This is a genomic window from Pseudomonas sp. GW821-FHT02H06, assembly GCF_059421525.1.
The window spans coordinates 149,480-163,314 of sequence record NZ_JBWKVD010000002.1; the positions used below are offsets into that span (position 1 = coordinate 149,480).

The window sequence follows — 13,835 nt, forward strand, 5'->3', positions numbered from 1 at the left end:
AAATGACTTACTATCGCGAACTCAGTTCAGCAATGGTAATCGCCGTGTTCTCATCCGAGCGTCTCAAGGGCATTGATGTATTTGTGGCCGTGGCCGATTTCGGCAGCTTCGCCAACGCCGCATTGAAGCTGAACCTGACAGCATCGGCGGTCAGCAAAAGCATCGCCCGCCTGGAGCAGCGATTGGGCCAGCGCCTGTTCAATCGCACCACGCGCCGCCTGGCCCTCACCGAAGCCGGCGTGAAGTTCTACGCCACCTGCAGCGGCGTGCTGGCTGATCTCGAAGAAGCCGAGCTGGCCCTCGCATCGGAGCGGCATGAGCCCCATGGCCGGGTGCGGATCGATTTGCCGGCCTCCTACGGACGTCTCCATGTGTTGCCGCTGATCCTCAACTTCGTCAGGGAATACCCACTGCTGCAGCCACACATTTCGTTCTCCGACCGGTTCATCGACCCGGTGCATGAAGGCATTGATATCGTGGTCAGAATCGGCGGGCGCGATGCATGGGCGGCGGGGTTGGGGCATCGTTTCATCGGCGCTCAGCGACTGGTGTTCTGCGCCGCGCCAAGTTACATCGCCGAGCACGGTCGGCCCGAGACGGACGCCGATCTTGAGCATCATCATTGCATCGCCTACGGCCAGTCCGACGGGCAGGTCGGGCCCTGGTATTTTCGCGGGCGCGTGCCGGGGGATCAGGAGCGGCGCGTCATTCATCCGCGGATTGCCGTCGGCGACGGGGAGGGCGAAGTATCGGCCACGCTGGCCGGGCATGGTATCGCGCAATTGCCGACCTGGCTGGTGCAAACCCACCTCAACGAAGGACGGCTGGTTGAAGTGCTGCCGGAGCTTGCCACCGACGGACTGCCGATGAATCTGGTCTGGCTGAAAACCCGAGAGGCGCTGCCGAAAGTGAGCATTCTGCTGAAATACCTGAGCGAGCACCTGGCGCCCTACGGCAGCGTCGATTCTGCTACCGGGCCGGTCTGAACGGGGCACACATCGGCGGCTATAAGTCCTTGCCCATGGTCATTTCACAGACAGCCATCCCCGACGTTTCGTACAGCCTCCGCGCCCCATGGTTGTCTGCAAATACGTTGAGCTCCAGACGCCGGATACCGCGCTCGATGGCCCACGCTTCGACGGCGCTCAGTGCCTGCCGGCTCAGGCCCTGACGTCGGAAGGCCTGATGAATTTCCAGGTCGTAGATGAACAGCCTGGCCGGCAACGGCGGGGCCTCGACGACGCCTACCCACAGGCTGCCCACCTCAACGCCTTCGTCGATGCATAGGCAGTAGAACCAATGTCCCTCGGTGTCCAGACCCTCCGCCAACAGGTCGTTGAAGTCAGCGCTGGCGCTTTTGAAGGCCAGCGCTTCAGGCAGTCCGTAGGTGCGCGCGATATCCCGGGCATACCCGGCGACCGAGCGGGCAGCAAATGCCTGAAAATCAGCGGAGGTCATCGGCATCAGCTTCATGTCTGCGGCCCCGCCTGGGGCACGAGCGCTTTCCCGCGATAAGCCACCAACGCCTGCTCCAGCGCGCCCATCGCCTCATAAAGGGCTGACTGCCGCTCGCCGATAGTGGCGGCCGGCGCTTCGGCCTCGCAGGCCGCTTCCAGCGCTTCGCAGCCCTCGATGACAGCCGTCGCGGAAATGATGTTCGCGGCGCCGCGCACCTTGTGGCCGATGTCTTTCAGCTGCTCCGGGTGCGTGGTCGCGTTCAGCTCGGCACGGTCCTGATGAATGCTGGCGATGAGTTGAGCGAGCAACCGCTCGTTCATGTCGGCCCTGCCGCCGGTCAGCGCTTCGATGGCGTGCGGGTCGAACACCGCCTGGGGCGGCTGAACGGGCACGGCGGGCAGCATGCCCGGCGCAGACGAGGCTCGCAGCGGCATGACCTTGCTCAAGCGGTCGTTCAGCGCGGTCAGGCTGATGGGTTTGAACAGGCAATCATCCATGCCGGCATCACGGCAGCGTTGCTTTTCCTCCGGCTGCGCATTGGCGGTGTAGCCCAGCACGGTGCAGCGCGGACGTGCCTCGGTTTGCTCCAGCTGGCGGATGGCCCGCGTCAGGTCGTAGCCGTTCATGACCGGCATGTTGCAATCGGCGATCACCAGATCGAAACGCTCTGCACGCCAGCGCTCCAGGGCTTCGGCGCCCTGGAGCGCCATGTCGCAACGGTGCCCGAGAAAGCACAGTTGCTCGAACAGCAGCAGGCGGTTGGCCGGGTGATCGTCCACGATCAGAATGTGCAGCTGGCCCGAGGCGTGGGGCGCCGCCTCGCGGGCAATGCTCTTCGCATCGAGCGGCTCCAAGGTAGTGAATTCGAAGGTCATCTCGATTCGCGTGCCATCCCCGGGACGGCTGCTCAGCGTCAGGTTTCCGCCCATCATTTCGCACAGACTGCGACAGATCACCAGACCCAGCCCTGCGCCAGTGCGCGCCAGCTGCCCTGATTGATCGACCTGGGCGAAGGGCGCAAACAACCGCTGCTGGTCCTGCTCGGTGATCCCGATGCCGCTGTCGTGAATCACCACCTGCACGCGCATTTGCTGCGGGCTGCGGCCGGCTTCGGTCTGCAGGCTGATCTTGACCTGACCCATTTCGGTGAATTTGATGGCATTGCTGATGAGATTGGAAAGGATCTGCTTGAAACGCAGCGGGTCGATCAGCACGTCCGTGTTGGTTCGCGCGTCCAGATCCAGGGCCAGCGTGAGGCTTTTTTGCCGGGCCAGGCCGTCGAACACCCGCACCACGGATTCGACCAGTTGGCGCAGATTGGCGCGCTCGGGGCTCAGGCTCAATCGGCCGGACTCGATGCGCGCGATGTCGAGAATATCGCCGATCAGCTCCAGCAAATCCTTCGCCGAGCTGTAGGCCACTTCAATGGCCGGGCGGTCCAGATGGCCGTGGTCGGCACGCTTCAGGGCCAGCTCGAGCATGCCGATGACCGCGTTCATGGGCGTGCGGATCTCATGGCTCATGGTCGCCAGAAAGGTGCTTTTGGCTCGGTTGGCATCGTCCGCCAGCTCCTTGGCCGTCTGCAGCTGCTCGATCAATTGCCGCCGTTCGCTGATGTCGATCCAGCCTCCAATGATGCCTTGCACTTTGCCGAGGGAATCGCGGAACGGCAGGATCCAGTGGTAGATCGTCAGCTCGCGGCCGCCGATGTGCAGCGAGCGATCCAGAATCAGCGGCTCGTTTTCGGCCATGACACGCTTGTAATCCTCGACGTAGCCCAAGGCCTCTTCAGTGTCGCTCAATATGCCGTCCAGAATGCTTTTGCCGATCACCTCCTCGCGCCGCGCGGCGAAGGCGGCGAGGTAGCTTTCATTGCACATTTGCAGCAGGCCGTCGCGGTCGCGGACGTAGATGGGATGAGGCGTGCCATTGACCAGCGCGCTCATGAATTCGAACTGGTCGTTGAGCGCACGCTCGGCTCGCTCGCGCTGTTTGATCTGCCGGCGCATCCAGGCATTCCAGGCCAGCGAGCCCAGCAGCAGCAGGCTGGCGCCGCCGATGATTTGATAGATCAACAGCTCATAGTCGTGCCACGCGCCGCTGCTTGGCGGGGTATAGGTGCGCCAGCGATTGTTGATCGCGGCCAGGTCTTCCGGGGCGATGCTCGACAGCGCCTTGTCGAGAATCGAGGTCAGCTCGGTGGCATTGCGTGACGTGGCCATGGCAATGCGCGCCGGTTCCTGCCCGACCGTCACGCGCATCTGCAGCGTGTCGTTCAACGCCCGGGAGGACAGGAAATAACTGGCGCTGAACAGCGACGTGATGGCGCCCTCTGCCCGGCCGTGGGCGAGCATGTCCAGGGCTTGCGCCGGGTTGTCGACCTCCACCGGATAAATGCCCGGGTGGTGGTCGCGCAGGAAGGGCAGGATCGGGCTGCTGAGGGCCAGCGCCACCCGCTTGCCGTCCAGTTGATCGAGATTGGAGGGCGCCGAGGTTTCCTTGCGCGTGACCAGCACGAACACGTTGTCCATGTAGGGGCGGCTGAAATTGAAGCGGTTCTGGCGCTCTTCGCTGGGGATCATCGCGCCGATCAGGTCGGCCTGGCCCTGGCTCAACTGATTGGCCATGTCGTTCATGCTGGCGGCATGGCTGACTTTAAAGGTGAGCCCGGTGCGCAGGCGGATGAGTTCGAGTAAATCAGCGGTGACGCCGCTGAAATTGCCGGCCGCATCAAAGAACGTCAGCGGCGCGTAGGCTTCGTTGAACACCACGCGAACGGTCGGGTGCTGGGCGATCCAGCGTTCTTCCCGTTGATTGAGCTGCAGCTTCTGGTCGGTCAGCATCAGGTCGCTGCCGGCGCCCCAGCGTTTGGAAATGGCGATGCGCTCTTCCACCGGAATGCCCTTGAGCACCCGATTGACGATGTCCAGCAGTACCGGGTTGGACGCCTCCACCGCGAAGCTGAAACCGTTTGCCTCGTGCTTGCCGAAATTGGCCATCTGCACGTTGTTCAGATAGCCCTTGTTGATCACGTAGTGAGTGGAAATCGTGTCCCCCAGAAACACGTCGGCCTGGTTGAAGGCCACGGCGTTGATCGCACTCTGGAAGGAGGGGAAGGTCTGCAGGCGCGCCTTGGGATACAGCGAGGCGATTTCCTCCGGCGGCAGGTAGTGATAAACCATGCTCAGGCGCAAACCGTTGAGGTCGCCGCTCAAGGGCCGGGTTTCTCCGGCGCGGGTCACCAGCACGGGCTGATCAACGGCGTAGGGCGTGGACAGCACGATCCCGCGCGACGCCGCCTCATAGCCGTTGGCGCTGCCCAGCAGGTCGATTTCGCCTTTGCTCAGCGCCTGCACCGCCTCGTCGCGGCTGGCGAAACGCAGGACTTTGACCGGCAGGTCGAGTACGCGCCCGAGAATGCCGACGTAATCGGCGGTAAAGCCTTCGTAGTCGTGCCCGGTCAGGGTCATGTCGAAAGGCGGGTAGTCCGGCGCGGAGGTGCCGACCACCAGTTCGCGCTTGTTGCGCACCCATTGCCACTGGGCGCGCTCCAGCGTCACGTCCATGTGCGCAGGGTTGGAGCGGCTGAGCAGCGTGTAGCGTTCCGGTGCCAGGGGATCTGCCTGGGTATCGAAGCCCACGCAGACCATCACGGCCGCTATCCAATAGTCCTTTAACGCCTTTGGCATCCTGTCTCTCACACTAGCGAATTGCGTTTTGCCATCTCGATAAGTTCTACCAGAGTTTTGGCCTTGAGTTTTTGCATCAATCGGGTTTTGTAAGTGCTGACCGTTTTGTTGCTGAGGAACATGCCTTTGGCAATTTCCTTGTTTGTCCGCCCCTGGGCAAACAGTTGCAACACCATCAGTTCACGGTCATTGACGAGTTTGAAGCGCTCAAGCTCGTTGGGGTCACCCTCTTTTTTGATCGACGCGGCAAGGGCCTGACTGGGAAAGTAATTGTAGCCGGATAATACCGCTTTTACCGAGCTGACAAGTTCGCTGAGGTCTTCCTGCTTGCACACATAACCCGAGGCCCCCGACTGCATGCATCGGATGGCGAACAGGCTCGGCGCCTGAGCGGTGAGTACGAGAATCTTCGAGGGCAGGTTCATGGCGTTGAAGCGGGCGAGGACTTCGAGCCCGTCCAGCTTGGGGATGCTGATGTCGAGGATGATCAGGTCGGGCATGCATTCACGGACCATCTGCATGGCGTCGACGCCGTTGTCGGTCTCTCCGACCACCTCGTAATTTTCGTTTTCCAGAAGCATACGTATGGCCATGCGTATGACCGGGTGGTCGTCGATAATAAAAATTGAGTTCATGATGAATCCATAACGGGTGGCAAGAAAGCGCGCACCTTATCTCAGATGTTCAAGGCGCACATAAGGAGATCATGCCCGAAGCGCTATATAGGAATGTTCCTACAGAAATAAGCGTATGTGCGTACATGGATGCACGCAGCGGTCATGAATGTTTAATACGTAACTGCAGTTACCCTTGAATTAAATGCATTTAAACGCACGTGTTTATTTCGAATCGGAATAACCCTACACATTCGCGAAACTGTGCCTACATTTTTAAATACGTCGCTTGCCGGATATCAACGGCACATCAGAAATGCGCACTCGGCATTGGCCTGGATGAGTGCTGACACAGACAGGGAAAGACCGGCCTGCAAGCGAACATTACGCGGGTGTGGACAGCAGACTGATCAGCTCCAGGGTGTTGAGCGGTTTGCTCAGGCACCCCAGCAATGGCAGGCCCATCGCTTTGGCTTCCGACTCAAGGGTGGCCAGCGGATCGGCATCGAGGCCGCTGAGCAGGACGGCGCGCTGGATCAAGCCGCGCTGGTTCGCCGTCTGTATCAGCTCCAGGCCGCACATGCCGGGCAGACGCTGGCCGCAGAGCAGGAGGTCATAGGGTTCGGCGCTGCGCTCCATGGCGCCGAGTGCTTCGCTGGCATTGAGCGCCGGCGTGATGCGGTACAGGCCATGGTTGTTCAGCAGGATCTGCAAGGCGATCAGTTGAAACGGATGATCCTCTACCAGCAGGATTCGGAAATCTTTAGTGAACATCGGCGGTTCCAGACGTAGGGGAAGTGAGCGCCGCTGTTTGAAGGCGGGCCGGCGGCGCGCTCGCAGGGCGAGCGGTGTCTTCGGGAGGTAATGGGTCGAGTTGTCCCAAGGCTCGGAATGGCGCGGATTATTCGGCAGGGATGTACGACCAGCGATAAGGGCATTCCGACGGTTGTGTAGGAAATATCCGAAGTTGCTGTTGGATTGCCTGAAGGCCCAACGAGAAAAGCCCGAATCCGGGCCCTGATTCAGGGTCGGATTCGGGCTTTTGCCAGCGCCTTCGACAAGCGCGACGGCTACAAGGCGCCGCTAGACGGGGCTGGAGTGCCCGGTCATTTCACGGGCCATTTCGCTGGCGTAGCTGTCGGTCATGCCGGCGATGAAATCGATGACCCGGAGAAAGGACGTGTGCAGCGGCCAGCTCGGGTCGGGTGCGTTATTGCCGAGCAGATCGAGAATGCGCCGGCTCTTGAACGACAGGTCATGCCCGCCGAATTGCTCCAGTGCCGCGCCGCAGAACGCATTGAGCAGGATCTCCAGCGTGGTGTAGGCGCCGATTTCGTGGAGCGTCTTGCGCTTGTCCTGAAAGATCTTCTTGCGCGCCATGTCCTTGGCGTTGAGCACGCAGCGTTTGGCGGGCCCGTGCATGTGCTCGACCAGATCACCGTGCAGTGTGCCGGCCAGCAGCGCGTCCTGCTGTTCGACGAACGCGCGGGCGGCGGCGTTGGTCAGGTGCTCGATGGCTTTGCCCCGCAGAATCGCCAGCTTGCGACGCCGCGAGTCATTCGGTCCCAACTGGCGATAGGTCTCCGGCAGGTCATCGCCCACCAGACCCAGCAGCAGCGACTCTACTTCGTCGTAGGTGAGCAACTCCATTTCCAGGCCGTCTTCGAGATCGATCAGCGCGTAGCAGATGTCGTCAGCAGCCTCCATCAGGTACACCAGCGGATGCCGGGCCCAGCGTTGGTCCTCGATCTGCGGCAGGCCGAGTTTGCCGGCGATCTGCTCCAGGATCGGCAGCTCGCTCTGGTAGCAACCGAACTTGTGTTTCTTGTAGCCCAGCGAGTCGGCGTGACGCGCCGTCCACGGGTATTTCAGGTAGGTGCCCAGGGTGGCGTAGGTCAGCCGCGTGCCGCCCTCGAACTGGTGGTATTCCAGCTGAGTCAGGACGCGGAAGCCCTGGGCATTGCCTTCGAAATTGAGGAAGTCATTGCGCTCGACCTCGCTCATCGCGTCCAGCCAGCCACGGCCGGCGGCCTGTTTGAACCAGTTGCGAATGGCGTCTTCGCCGGAGTGGCCGAACGGCGGGTTGCCGATGTCGTGGGCCAGGCAGGCCGATTGCACGACCATGCCCAGATCGCTGGGGTCACACCAGTCGGGCAGGGCGCTGCGCAGGGTTTCGCCGACGCGCATGCCCAGCGAGCGGCCGACGCAACTGACTTCCAGCGAGTGGGTCAGGCGCGTATGGATGTGGTCGTTGCTGGTGACCGGATGAACTTGAGTCTTGCGGCCGAGACGGCGAAAGGCCCCGGAGAAAATGATCCGGTCGTGATCCTTGTGGAACGGGCTGCGCCCCAATTCTTCAGGGCTGTGCAGGGTCTTGCCAAGGCGCTCGCGGGTGAGCAGGGTTTGCCAATCCAAGGCCGGTACTCCGTCGGGTGATTACCGCGCTAGCTTCCCGGTTCGCCCCGCACGCTGCAAGCACAAGATCGATGAAACGACACCAGCAAGCACCGTCAAAACCCGGCCGCGTCGACATCGATCAGCAACAGACGCTCGCCGTTGTCGAAGAACTGCCCAGCGGTTAGGCAATACTGATTGCTGGTGGTGTCGCGGTAGGTGCTCGACAGCGTCAGGCGCCGCTCGTGCCATCCCTCGGCGAGCAGGTGATAGAAGTAGGGGCGCCAGGACCAGTTATGGCCCAGATACCGGGCGTCCGCCGTCCACGCCCCGTTGCGCCATTCCAGATTGGGCGTGAGCTGCGTGCCATGACGGTCGCACTGATAAAAGCGCAGCAGCCACGGGAAATCCGTGACCTGGGGCAAATCACTCAGCGGCGCATTGCCTTCGGCCCAGCGCTGCAGCCGGGACATCAATTGCGTGAGTTGCCTGCGCAGGGTCATCAGCTGTTCCCGCTCGGCGACTTTCCTCATCACGTAACGATCGCGCAGGGCAGCGAAGCGGTCGACGAACGCATCGGCTGCGAAGAAATCCAGCTGCGCCGGGGCGAACAGATAGCCCTGGACATAACGCGAGCCGCATTCGAGGGCGAAGTCCAGTTCGGCTTCTGTCTCGACGCCTTCGGCGATGATCCAGCACCCGGTTTTCTCCGCCATCTGCGCGAGGGCCTTGACCACATCGCTGCTGGGGCCGCCCCGGGCTGCGGCCTGAAACAGGCGCATGTCCAGCTTGAGAATGTCGGGTTGCAACGCCAGCACCCGGTCCAGCTGCGAATAGCCGGCGCCGAAATCATCGATGGCGATGCGTGCGCGGGCGTCGCGGTAGCGGGCCACTACCTCATTGAGGCGCTGCCCGTCGCCGCTCAACTCGGTAATTTCGAAGACGATCCGTTCTGCGGGGATCCCATAGCTCTGCAGCTGTTTGAGGCTGGGTGGCGATTCATCGGGGCGCAGGCGGCTGATCCAGCGCGGGGAGATGTTCAGGCTGAGGAACCAGTCGCCGGGCGCCTCATGGAAACGGCTCAGGGCATTGTCGCGAACCTGCCGGTCCAGCCGACGCAATTGCACGGCCGGCCGCCGCGGATCCGCAAAAAGTGGGCCGACCGATTGCAGGCTGCCATCCGCCTGGCGCAGGCGGCCCAGGGCTTCGATGCCGGCGATGCGGCCGGTCGCGGTGTCGATGAACGGCTGAAAACAGGCGAGGGGTTGCCCATCGAACACATGGCCTCCTTAGTGGCGATTGAGTGGGGTGGCGTTGGCGAGGGATTGGCTGCGGGTTCTCGTTCGACAAGCACCGTCGCCTCACCCGATACGCATATCGGGCAAGGCGGGGTTTGTTAGCAAGAATGCAGCCAGAAGGCGTTTAGCGACGGCGGGACGAGTTCTGCAGGGCCATTTTGATCAACGGCAAAACGGTTGCGCTGAACTTGATCAGCCGGGTAACGCTGCCGGTTTTTTTGCTGCGCGTGCCCTTGCCAGTGAGAAATCCCAGCAGGGTGACGACGCCGACGCCCCACAGCGGCCCATGCTTGATGCCGAGGGAGCCGGGCAGGTCAGAGGCCATGCCGCGCATGCGTTGCAGGGGATGCATCAATCGCGAGGATTCCTGACGGATCTCTTGACGGTGCATCTCCATGCGCAGGCGGATCAGCGCTTTGCGCAGCTCGCGACGATTGTGGGTCTGGGGCAATTGAGGTGTGCTCATGGCATCAGTCGCTCGCGGTCGTTAGCCAGTTCTTCCAGGGTCGAATGGAAGGGTGAAGACTCATCGAAAACAGCTGCCTTGAGCCGCATGGCGCAGAACAATGCCGCCAGGGTGTACAACCCGCACAAGCCGATGATTCCGTAGAGGCGATAGCTGTCCCAGACCAGAACCAGCAGCAGCGCGGACAGGCCGATGAGCAGCAGCAACGCGAAAACCAGCGCCAGGCCTGCGAACAGCAACAGCCTGACCGTACGGGCTTTCTGCTCCTGAAGCTCGATGCCGAACAGTTCGACATGGGTGTGCAACAGCCCCAGAATGGCCGCACCCAGCCGCCGTGGCGAAGAGGATTGTTCGGTCCCGGTTGGACCTGTCGGCTGCGTCATGGCCGTTAGCGCCGGGTGGCCAGCAGGCCCAGCAGAAAGCCGACGCCAGCTGCGATGCCTACGGATTGCCATGGATTGTTCTGAACATAGTCCTCAGTGACGATGACCGCTTCCTTGCCCCGTGCGCGCAGGGTTTCTTCGGTCAATTTGAGGGTCTCGCGGGCACGGAGCAGGCTTTCGCGAATCTGCTCACGCAGCTCGTCAGCCTGTTCACCGGCCAGGGAGGCCGTGTGCGCCAGCAGTTTTTCCGTATCGGCAACCAGCGTCTGGAAGTCAGACATCAAAATGTCCTGGGCTTTTTCTGCTGTAGGTCGAGCCATGGTTTTCTCCTTAGGGGATGACGATATGGGGTTTCGAGTATGGCGCATTCCTGAAGGTTCATTCCAATCGCGTGAACTGAGCCACCGTTTCGTCTGCAGCGGTTCTGCGCTGTTCCGGTGCATTCGCCGAACGTCGCGCTCCAGTGTGGGCGGGCGATTCGAAGAACATCAGGACGCGTGCGGGGACTCGACGGTATCGGCGGCCGGTTCTAGACTTGTCGATCCAACCCTTGGAATCCCAGCCACAGAGGGGCCCATCCATGCCACCGGAATGTCAGCTGTTCGGAACGTTGGGGTGTCATTTGTGCGAGGTGGCCGAGGCCGTACTCATGCCGCTGGTGGAGCACGGCTTGATGGTGGAGCTGGTCGACATCGCCGAGCGCGAGGCGGACTACGAAACCTATGGTCTGAGGATTCCCGTGCTGAGGCGGGCAGACACCGGTGCCGAACTGGACTGGCCGTTCGACACCGATCAGGTCGTGCTGTTTCTGAGCGGCTGAAGCACACGTGATCAGGGCATGAACCCCCGTTTCAGCATCGGCTTCAGAGATTGCGGGTCAGAGGTATTGCGTGTCGACCACCATGGCTTGAGCGACGGCGGCTTTCTGCTCCTCGGTCATGCCGTCCCAGACGTGCACTTTGGCGTAGTAGCCCAGGCCGGCGACGATGTACAGGCTCAGGGTCAGCACGATGAACACCGACATCAACGTCCAGCGACCCACGTCATGGTCTTCGTTGGAAAAGGACTGGGAGTAGTTTTCATCGTTCTGCGATGAAGTCCCGGTGGAGAGACGTTTGATCCATTGGAAGAATTGAACCAGCATGGGCGTAACCTCAAAAGTTGCGAAAAGAAATCTGTGGCCGGCAGCAGCGCTCAATGCGCGGTACAAATCCTGAAAACGAAAAAAGCCCGTCGATGACGGGCTTTCTTTTTATGAGTTCAGGTCTGGCAGGCGTTTTCGATTTCGATCACGAGGGTGTTCGTGTCCGCTCGGATTCGCGCCTGCGTGCCGATTTCGAAACATTTTAGGACAAATCAATTTGCGCATCTAGCACTGACCTATGGTTGTCAGACAACTGGCGCCGGATTTCCGTGCGACATAACGTCGCGCACTTCCGTGTGGCGCGTGCTAGAGCCTCCCGGCAAAACTGTTATTTGCCCGGTCGCGCAAAGATTCTTCGGCGTAGATAATGCCAGCCTTGCCGCCATCACCCTTTTTATTCTGAGCCGTTTATGTCCGCACCTGTGTTTACCGCCGCCCACCGTCAAGCCAGCACGTTGTATCTGCCGCCCGGGCCTTGGCTGACGGTGCTCGATTGCCTGTGCGAGCGCTTCAGTGCCATCAGCCGCGAGCAGTGGCTGGACCGCATCGCGCGGGGCAAGGTGCTCGACGCTGACGGCCAGCCGATCGCGGTGGACCTTGGTTACCGCGAAGGCTTGCGCATTCATTACTTTCGCGAAGTGCCCAACGAAACGCCGATCCCGGTGCAGGAGTCGATCCTGTACGCCAACGAGCATCTGGTGGTCGCCGACAAGCCGCATTTTTTGCCCGTCACCCCGGCGGGCGAGTACGTCGAGCAGACCCTGCTGCGGCGATTGATTCGCACCCTCGACAATCCCGACCTGGTGCCCCTGCACCGCATCGATCGGCACACGGCGGGGTTGGTGCTGTTCTCGGCCAACAAGCGAACGCGGTCGGCGTATCAGGCGCTGTTTCCGACCCGGCGAATTGAAAAGCGCTACGAAGCGATCGCGCCTGCGCTGCCCGACATGGCGTTCCCGCGCGTTCACAAAAGCCGGCTGGTCGACGGCGAACCGTTCTTCCGCATGCAGGAGGGAGAGGGACCGAGCAACACGGAGACCCGCGTCGAAGTCAGCGAACAAAATGGAGGGCTCTGGCGTTACGCGCTGTACCCGGTGACCGGCAAAAAACATCAGCTGCGCGTGCACATGGCCGCTCTGGGCGCCGGCATCTGCAACGACCCGTTCTACCCCGATGTGCTCAAGGATGCCGTGGACGACTACGCCAATCCGCTCAAACTGCTCGCCCAGGGACTGCGCTTCATTGATCCGGTGACCGGAGAGGAAAGGGTCTTCGAGAGCCGGATCACACTGGATTGGTAACGCGGCTCAGGCCCAGCGTGGCCCGGTTATTCCAGGCAAAAAAAGACCCGCTCGATTGGCGGGTCTTTTGCTTTCAGCGGCGGTCTTTTCAAACCCTCGCGATCAAGCGGAGATCACAGTTCTTTAACGGTACGAACCTGATCTTTATTGATGCGGGTTTCTTTACCGTCCAGCTGCTTGAACTCGTAGAAGCCCGACTCTTCGTCGTACTTCGGCTCGTCGGTTGCCTGGATTTCACGGCCGTCGTTCAGCGTGATTACCGTTGGCGAAGAGCAACCGGCCAAAGAGGCGAGGCTCAGTGCGAGCAGGAAGGCGGCAGGAAGAGTCCGTTGTTTCATTGCTGTGTCTCCGGGGTATTTTGTTTAGTGATGTGTCTGACGCAGAGTGTAACGGCAAAGTTCCATGAAACCTGCCTGCTGCGCTCAGGGCTTGATCTCGGTCAATAGATCCGGCGTGTTCAGGTTGGCGAGACGGGGGTCGTCGGTCTCGCATTGCAACCCGACGGCGCGCAATTCTGCCATGGTCCGGCGCGGGCTGCGCTGTCCTTCCTGCCAATGCTGTTCGAACACCTGCGCGTGACAGGTGGGAATGCAACACAGGAGCGGCTCCCACTGCTCGCCCTGACGGACCATCACCGGCACGCCGGGGTTTGCAGCAGCGGCCTGGCGCAGGCCATCAAGAAGGGGGCGATCCAGCAGCGGCATGTCGCAGGGAATCACCAGCAGATAATCATGTTTCGCCACGGCGAGGCCTGCGCGAATACCTGCGTAGGGGCCGGGGAAATCCTGTTGCTCATCCTCGACCAGGCGGTCGGCGTAGCGCGCGTATTGTTCGCGGTTGCGGTTGCACGAAACGATCAGGTCGTCCGTGAGCGGTCGCACCAGCCCGTACAAATGCTCGATAAAAGGCTTGTCGCGCCACGTGATCAGGCCTTTGTCACGCCCGCCCATGCGCCGGCCCTGGCCACCGGCGAGCAGCAGGAGGGAGCAGGGCGGCAGGGTTTCGGAAGGGGTCATGATCAGCTCGGTCGGCGGGGTAAAAAACAGGTGCTGTGATATAACACCGCCCTGTTTCCTCTACAACCGGAC

At 61.3% G+C, this 13,835-nt stretch carries 15 protein-coding genes; 3 read left to right on the forward strand and 12 right to left on the reverse strand.

The features are described 5' to 3' along the window. Nucleotides 1–44 precede the first annotated feature (44 nt). The gene (locus tag AC07VF_RS03705; RefSeq protein WP_282371568.1) at nucleotides 45–986 is read left to right on the forward strand and encodes a LysR family transcriptional regulator; all 942 of its coding nucleotides are present in this window, start codon (nucleotides 45–47) and stop codon (nucleotides 984–986) included. 19 nt (nucleotides 987–1,005) lie between these two features. Here the strand turns inward: AC07VF_RS03705 and AC07VF_RS03710 are convergent, their stop codons facing one another. From AC07VF_RS03710 to AC07VF_RS03750, 9 genes are all read right to left on the reverse strand, one after another. Further along, on the reverse strand, nucleotides 1,006–1,473 hold the full coding sequence (locus AC07VF_RS03710; protein ID WP_495008113.1) for a GNAT family N-acetyltransferase: 468 nt from the start codon (nucleotides 1,471–1,473) through the stop codon (nucleotides 1,006–1,008). Continuing rightward, entirely contained in the window at nucleotides 1,470–5,147 is a 3,678-nt protein-coding gene (locus AC07VF_RS03715; RefSeq protein ID WP_495008114.1) for a transporter substrate-binding domain-containing protein, read from the reverse strand. The genes AC07VF_RS03710 and AC07VF_RS03715 overlap by 4 nt, the downstream gene beginning before the upstream one ends. An 8-nt stretch (nucleotides 5,148–5,155) precedes the next feature. Then, nucleotides 5,156–5,782, reverse strand: coding sequence for a response regulator transcription factor (locus tag AC07VF_RS03720; protein WP_065991486.1), 627 nt, complete (start codon nucleotides 5,780–5,782; stop codon nucleotides 5,156–5,158). 363 nt (nucleotides 5,783–6,145) lie between these two features. Then, nucleotides 6,146–6,535 carry a response regulator gene (locus AC07VF_RS03725; RefSeq protein ID WP_495008115.1) on the reverse strand — a complete coding sequence of 130 codons (390 nt, stop codon included), beginning with the start codon at nucleotides 6,533–6,535 and terminating at the stop codon, nucleotides 6,146–6,148. A gap of 309 nt (nucleotides 6,536–6,844) precedes the next feature. Then, on the reverse strand, nucleotides 6,845–8,176 hold the full coding sequence (locus AC07VF_RS03730; RefSeq protein WP_192172014.1) for a deoxyguanosinetriphosphate triphosphohydrolase: 1,332 nt from the start codon (nucleotides 8,174–8,176) through the stop codon (nucleotides 6,845–6,847). 95 nt (nucleotides 8,177–8,271) lie between these two features. After that, nucleotides 8,272–9,435 (reverse strand): EAL domain-containing protein, encoded by a 1,164-nt coding sequence (locus tag AC07VF_RS03735; protein ID WP_495008116.1) that lies wholly within the window; start codon nucleotides 9,433–9,435, stop codon nucleotides 8,272–8,274. A 142-nt stretch (nucleotides 9,436–9,577) separates the two neighbouring features. Then, complete coding sequence (locus AC07VF_RS03740) at nucleotides 9,578–9,919, reverse strand: hypothetical protein (RefSeq protein ID WP_192172012.1); 342 nt, start codon at nucleotides 9,917–9,919, stop codon at nucleotides 9,578–9,580. Continuing rightward, nucleotides 9,916–10,302 (reverse strand): phage holin family protein, encoded by a 387-nt coding sequence (locus AC07VF_RS03745; protein WP_192172011.1) that lies wholly within the window; start codon nucleotides 10,300–10,302, stop codon nucleotides 9,916–9,918. Before AC07VF_RS03745 ends, AC07VF_RS03740 begins: the two co-directional genes overlap by 4 nt. Before the next feature lie 5 nt (nucleotides 10,303–10,307). Then, nucleotides 10,308–10,622 (reverse strand): ElaB/YgaM/YqjD family protein, encoded by a 315-nt coding sequence (locus AC07VF_RS03750; RefSeq protein WP_065991492.1) that lies wholly within the window; start codon nucleotides 10,620–10,622, stop codon nucleotides 10,308–10,310. A 260-nt stretch (nucleotides 10,623–10,882) separates the two neighbouring features. Here AC07VF_RS03750 and AC07VF_RS03755 point away from each other — a divergent pair, with 260 nt between their 5' ends. Next, on the forward strand, nucleotides 10,883–11,122 hold the full coding sequence (locus AC07VF_RS03755; protein ID WP_282371516.1) for a glutaredoxin family protein: 240 nt from the start codon (nucleotides 10,883–10,885) through the stop codon (nucleotides 11,120–11,122). Nucleotides 11,123–11,179: 57 nt separating this feature from the next. On the opposite strand, the gene AC07VF_RS03760 is transcribed toward AC07VF_RS03755, so the two are convergent. After that, on the reverse strand, nucleotides 11,180–11,446 hold the full coding sequence (locus AC07VF_RS03760; RefSeq protein ID WP_495008117.1) for a hypothetical protein: 267 nt from the start codon (nucleotides 11,444–11,446) through the stop codon (nucleotides 11,180–11,182). 410 nt (nucleotides 11,447–11,856) lie between these two features. Here AC07VF_RS03760 and AC07VF_RS03765 point away from each other — a divergent pair, with 410 nt between their 5' ends. Then, on the forward strand, nucleotides 11,857–12,747 hold the full coding sequence (locus tag AC07VF_RS03765; protein WP_495008118.1) for an RluA family pseudouridine synthase: 891 nt from the start codon (nucleotides 11,857–11,859) through the stop codon (nucleotides 12,745–12,747). A gap of 113 nt (nucleotides 12,748–12,860) precedes the next feature. Here the strand turns inward: AC07VF_RS03765 and AC07VF_RS03770 are convergent, their stop codons facing one another. Both AC07VF_RS03770 and mobA read right to left on the reverse strand, forming a co-directional pair. Then, nucleotides 12,861–13,085, reverse strand: coding sequence for a YgdI/YgdR family lipoprotein (locus AC07VF_RS03770; protein ID WP_074887297.1), 225 nt, complete (start codon nucleotides 13,083–13,085; stop codon nucleotides 12,861–12,863). Between the two features lie 84 nt (nucleotides 13,086–13,169). Beyond that, the gene (gene mobA, locus AC07VF_RS03775; protein ID WP_495008119.1) at nucleotides 13,170–13,763 is read right to left on the reverse strand and encodes a molybdenum cofactor guanylyltransferase MobA; all 594 of its coding nucleotides are present in this window, start codon (nucleotides 13,761–13,763) and stop codon (nucleotides 13,170–13,172) included. Nucleotides 13,764–13,835 lie beyond the last annotated feature (72 nt).

Excerpts from the sequence above, each read along its gene's own strand:
- AC07VF_RS03770 (WP_074887297.1), bottom strand. The coding sequence starts at position 13,085 with ATGAAACAACGGACTCTTCCTGCCGCCTTCCTGCTCGCACTGAGCCTC.
- AC07VF_RS03725 (WP_495008115.1), bottom strand. The coding sequence starts at position 6,535 with ATGTTCACTAAAGATTTCCGAATCCTGCTGGTAGAGGATCATCCGTTT.
- AC07VF_RS03720 (WP_065991486.1), bottom strand. The coding sequence starts at position 5,782 with ATGAACTCAATTTTTATTATCGACGACCACCCGGTCATACGCATGGCC.
- AC07VF_RS03765 (WP_495008118.1), top strand. The coding sequence starts at position 11,857 with ATGTCCGCACCTGTGTTTACCGCCGCCCACCGTCAAGCCAGCACGTTG.
- AC07VF_RS03755 (WP_282371516.1), top strand. The coding sequence starts at position 10,883 with ATGCCACCGGAATGTCAGCTGTTCGGAACGTTGGGGTGTCATTTGTGC.
- AC07VF_RS03740 (WP_192172012.1), bottom strand. The coding sequence starts at position 9,919 with ATGAGCACACCTCAATTGCCCCAGACCCACAATCGTCGCGAGCTGCGC.
- mobA (WP_495008119.1), bottom strand. The coding sequence starts at position 13,763 with ATGACCCCTTCCGAAACCCTGCCGCCCTGCTCCCTCCTGCTGCTCGCC.
- AC07VF_RS03745 (WP_192172011.1), bottom strand. The coding sequence starts at position 10,302 with ATGACGCAGCCGACAGGTCCAACCGGGACCGAACAATCCTCTTCGCCA.
- AC07VF_RS03760 (WP_495008117.1), bottom strand. The coding sequence starts at position 11,446 with ATGCTGGTTCAATTCTTCCAATGGATCAAACGTCTCTCCACCGGGACT.
- AC07VF_RS03715 (WP_495008114.1), bottom strand. The coding sequence starts at position 5,147 with ATGCCAAAGGCGTTAAAGGACTATTGGATAGCGGCCGTGATGGTCTGC.
- AC07VF_RS03750 (WP_065991492.1), bottom strand. The coding sequence starts at position 10,622 with ATGGCTCGACCTACAGCAGAAAAAGCCCAGGACATTTTGATGTCTGAC.
- AC07VF_RS03710 (WP_495008113.1), bottom strand. The coding sequence starts at position 1,473 with ATGAAGCTGATGCCGATGACCTCCGCTGATTTTCAGGCATTTGCTGCC.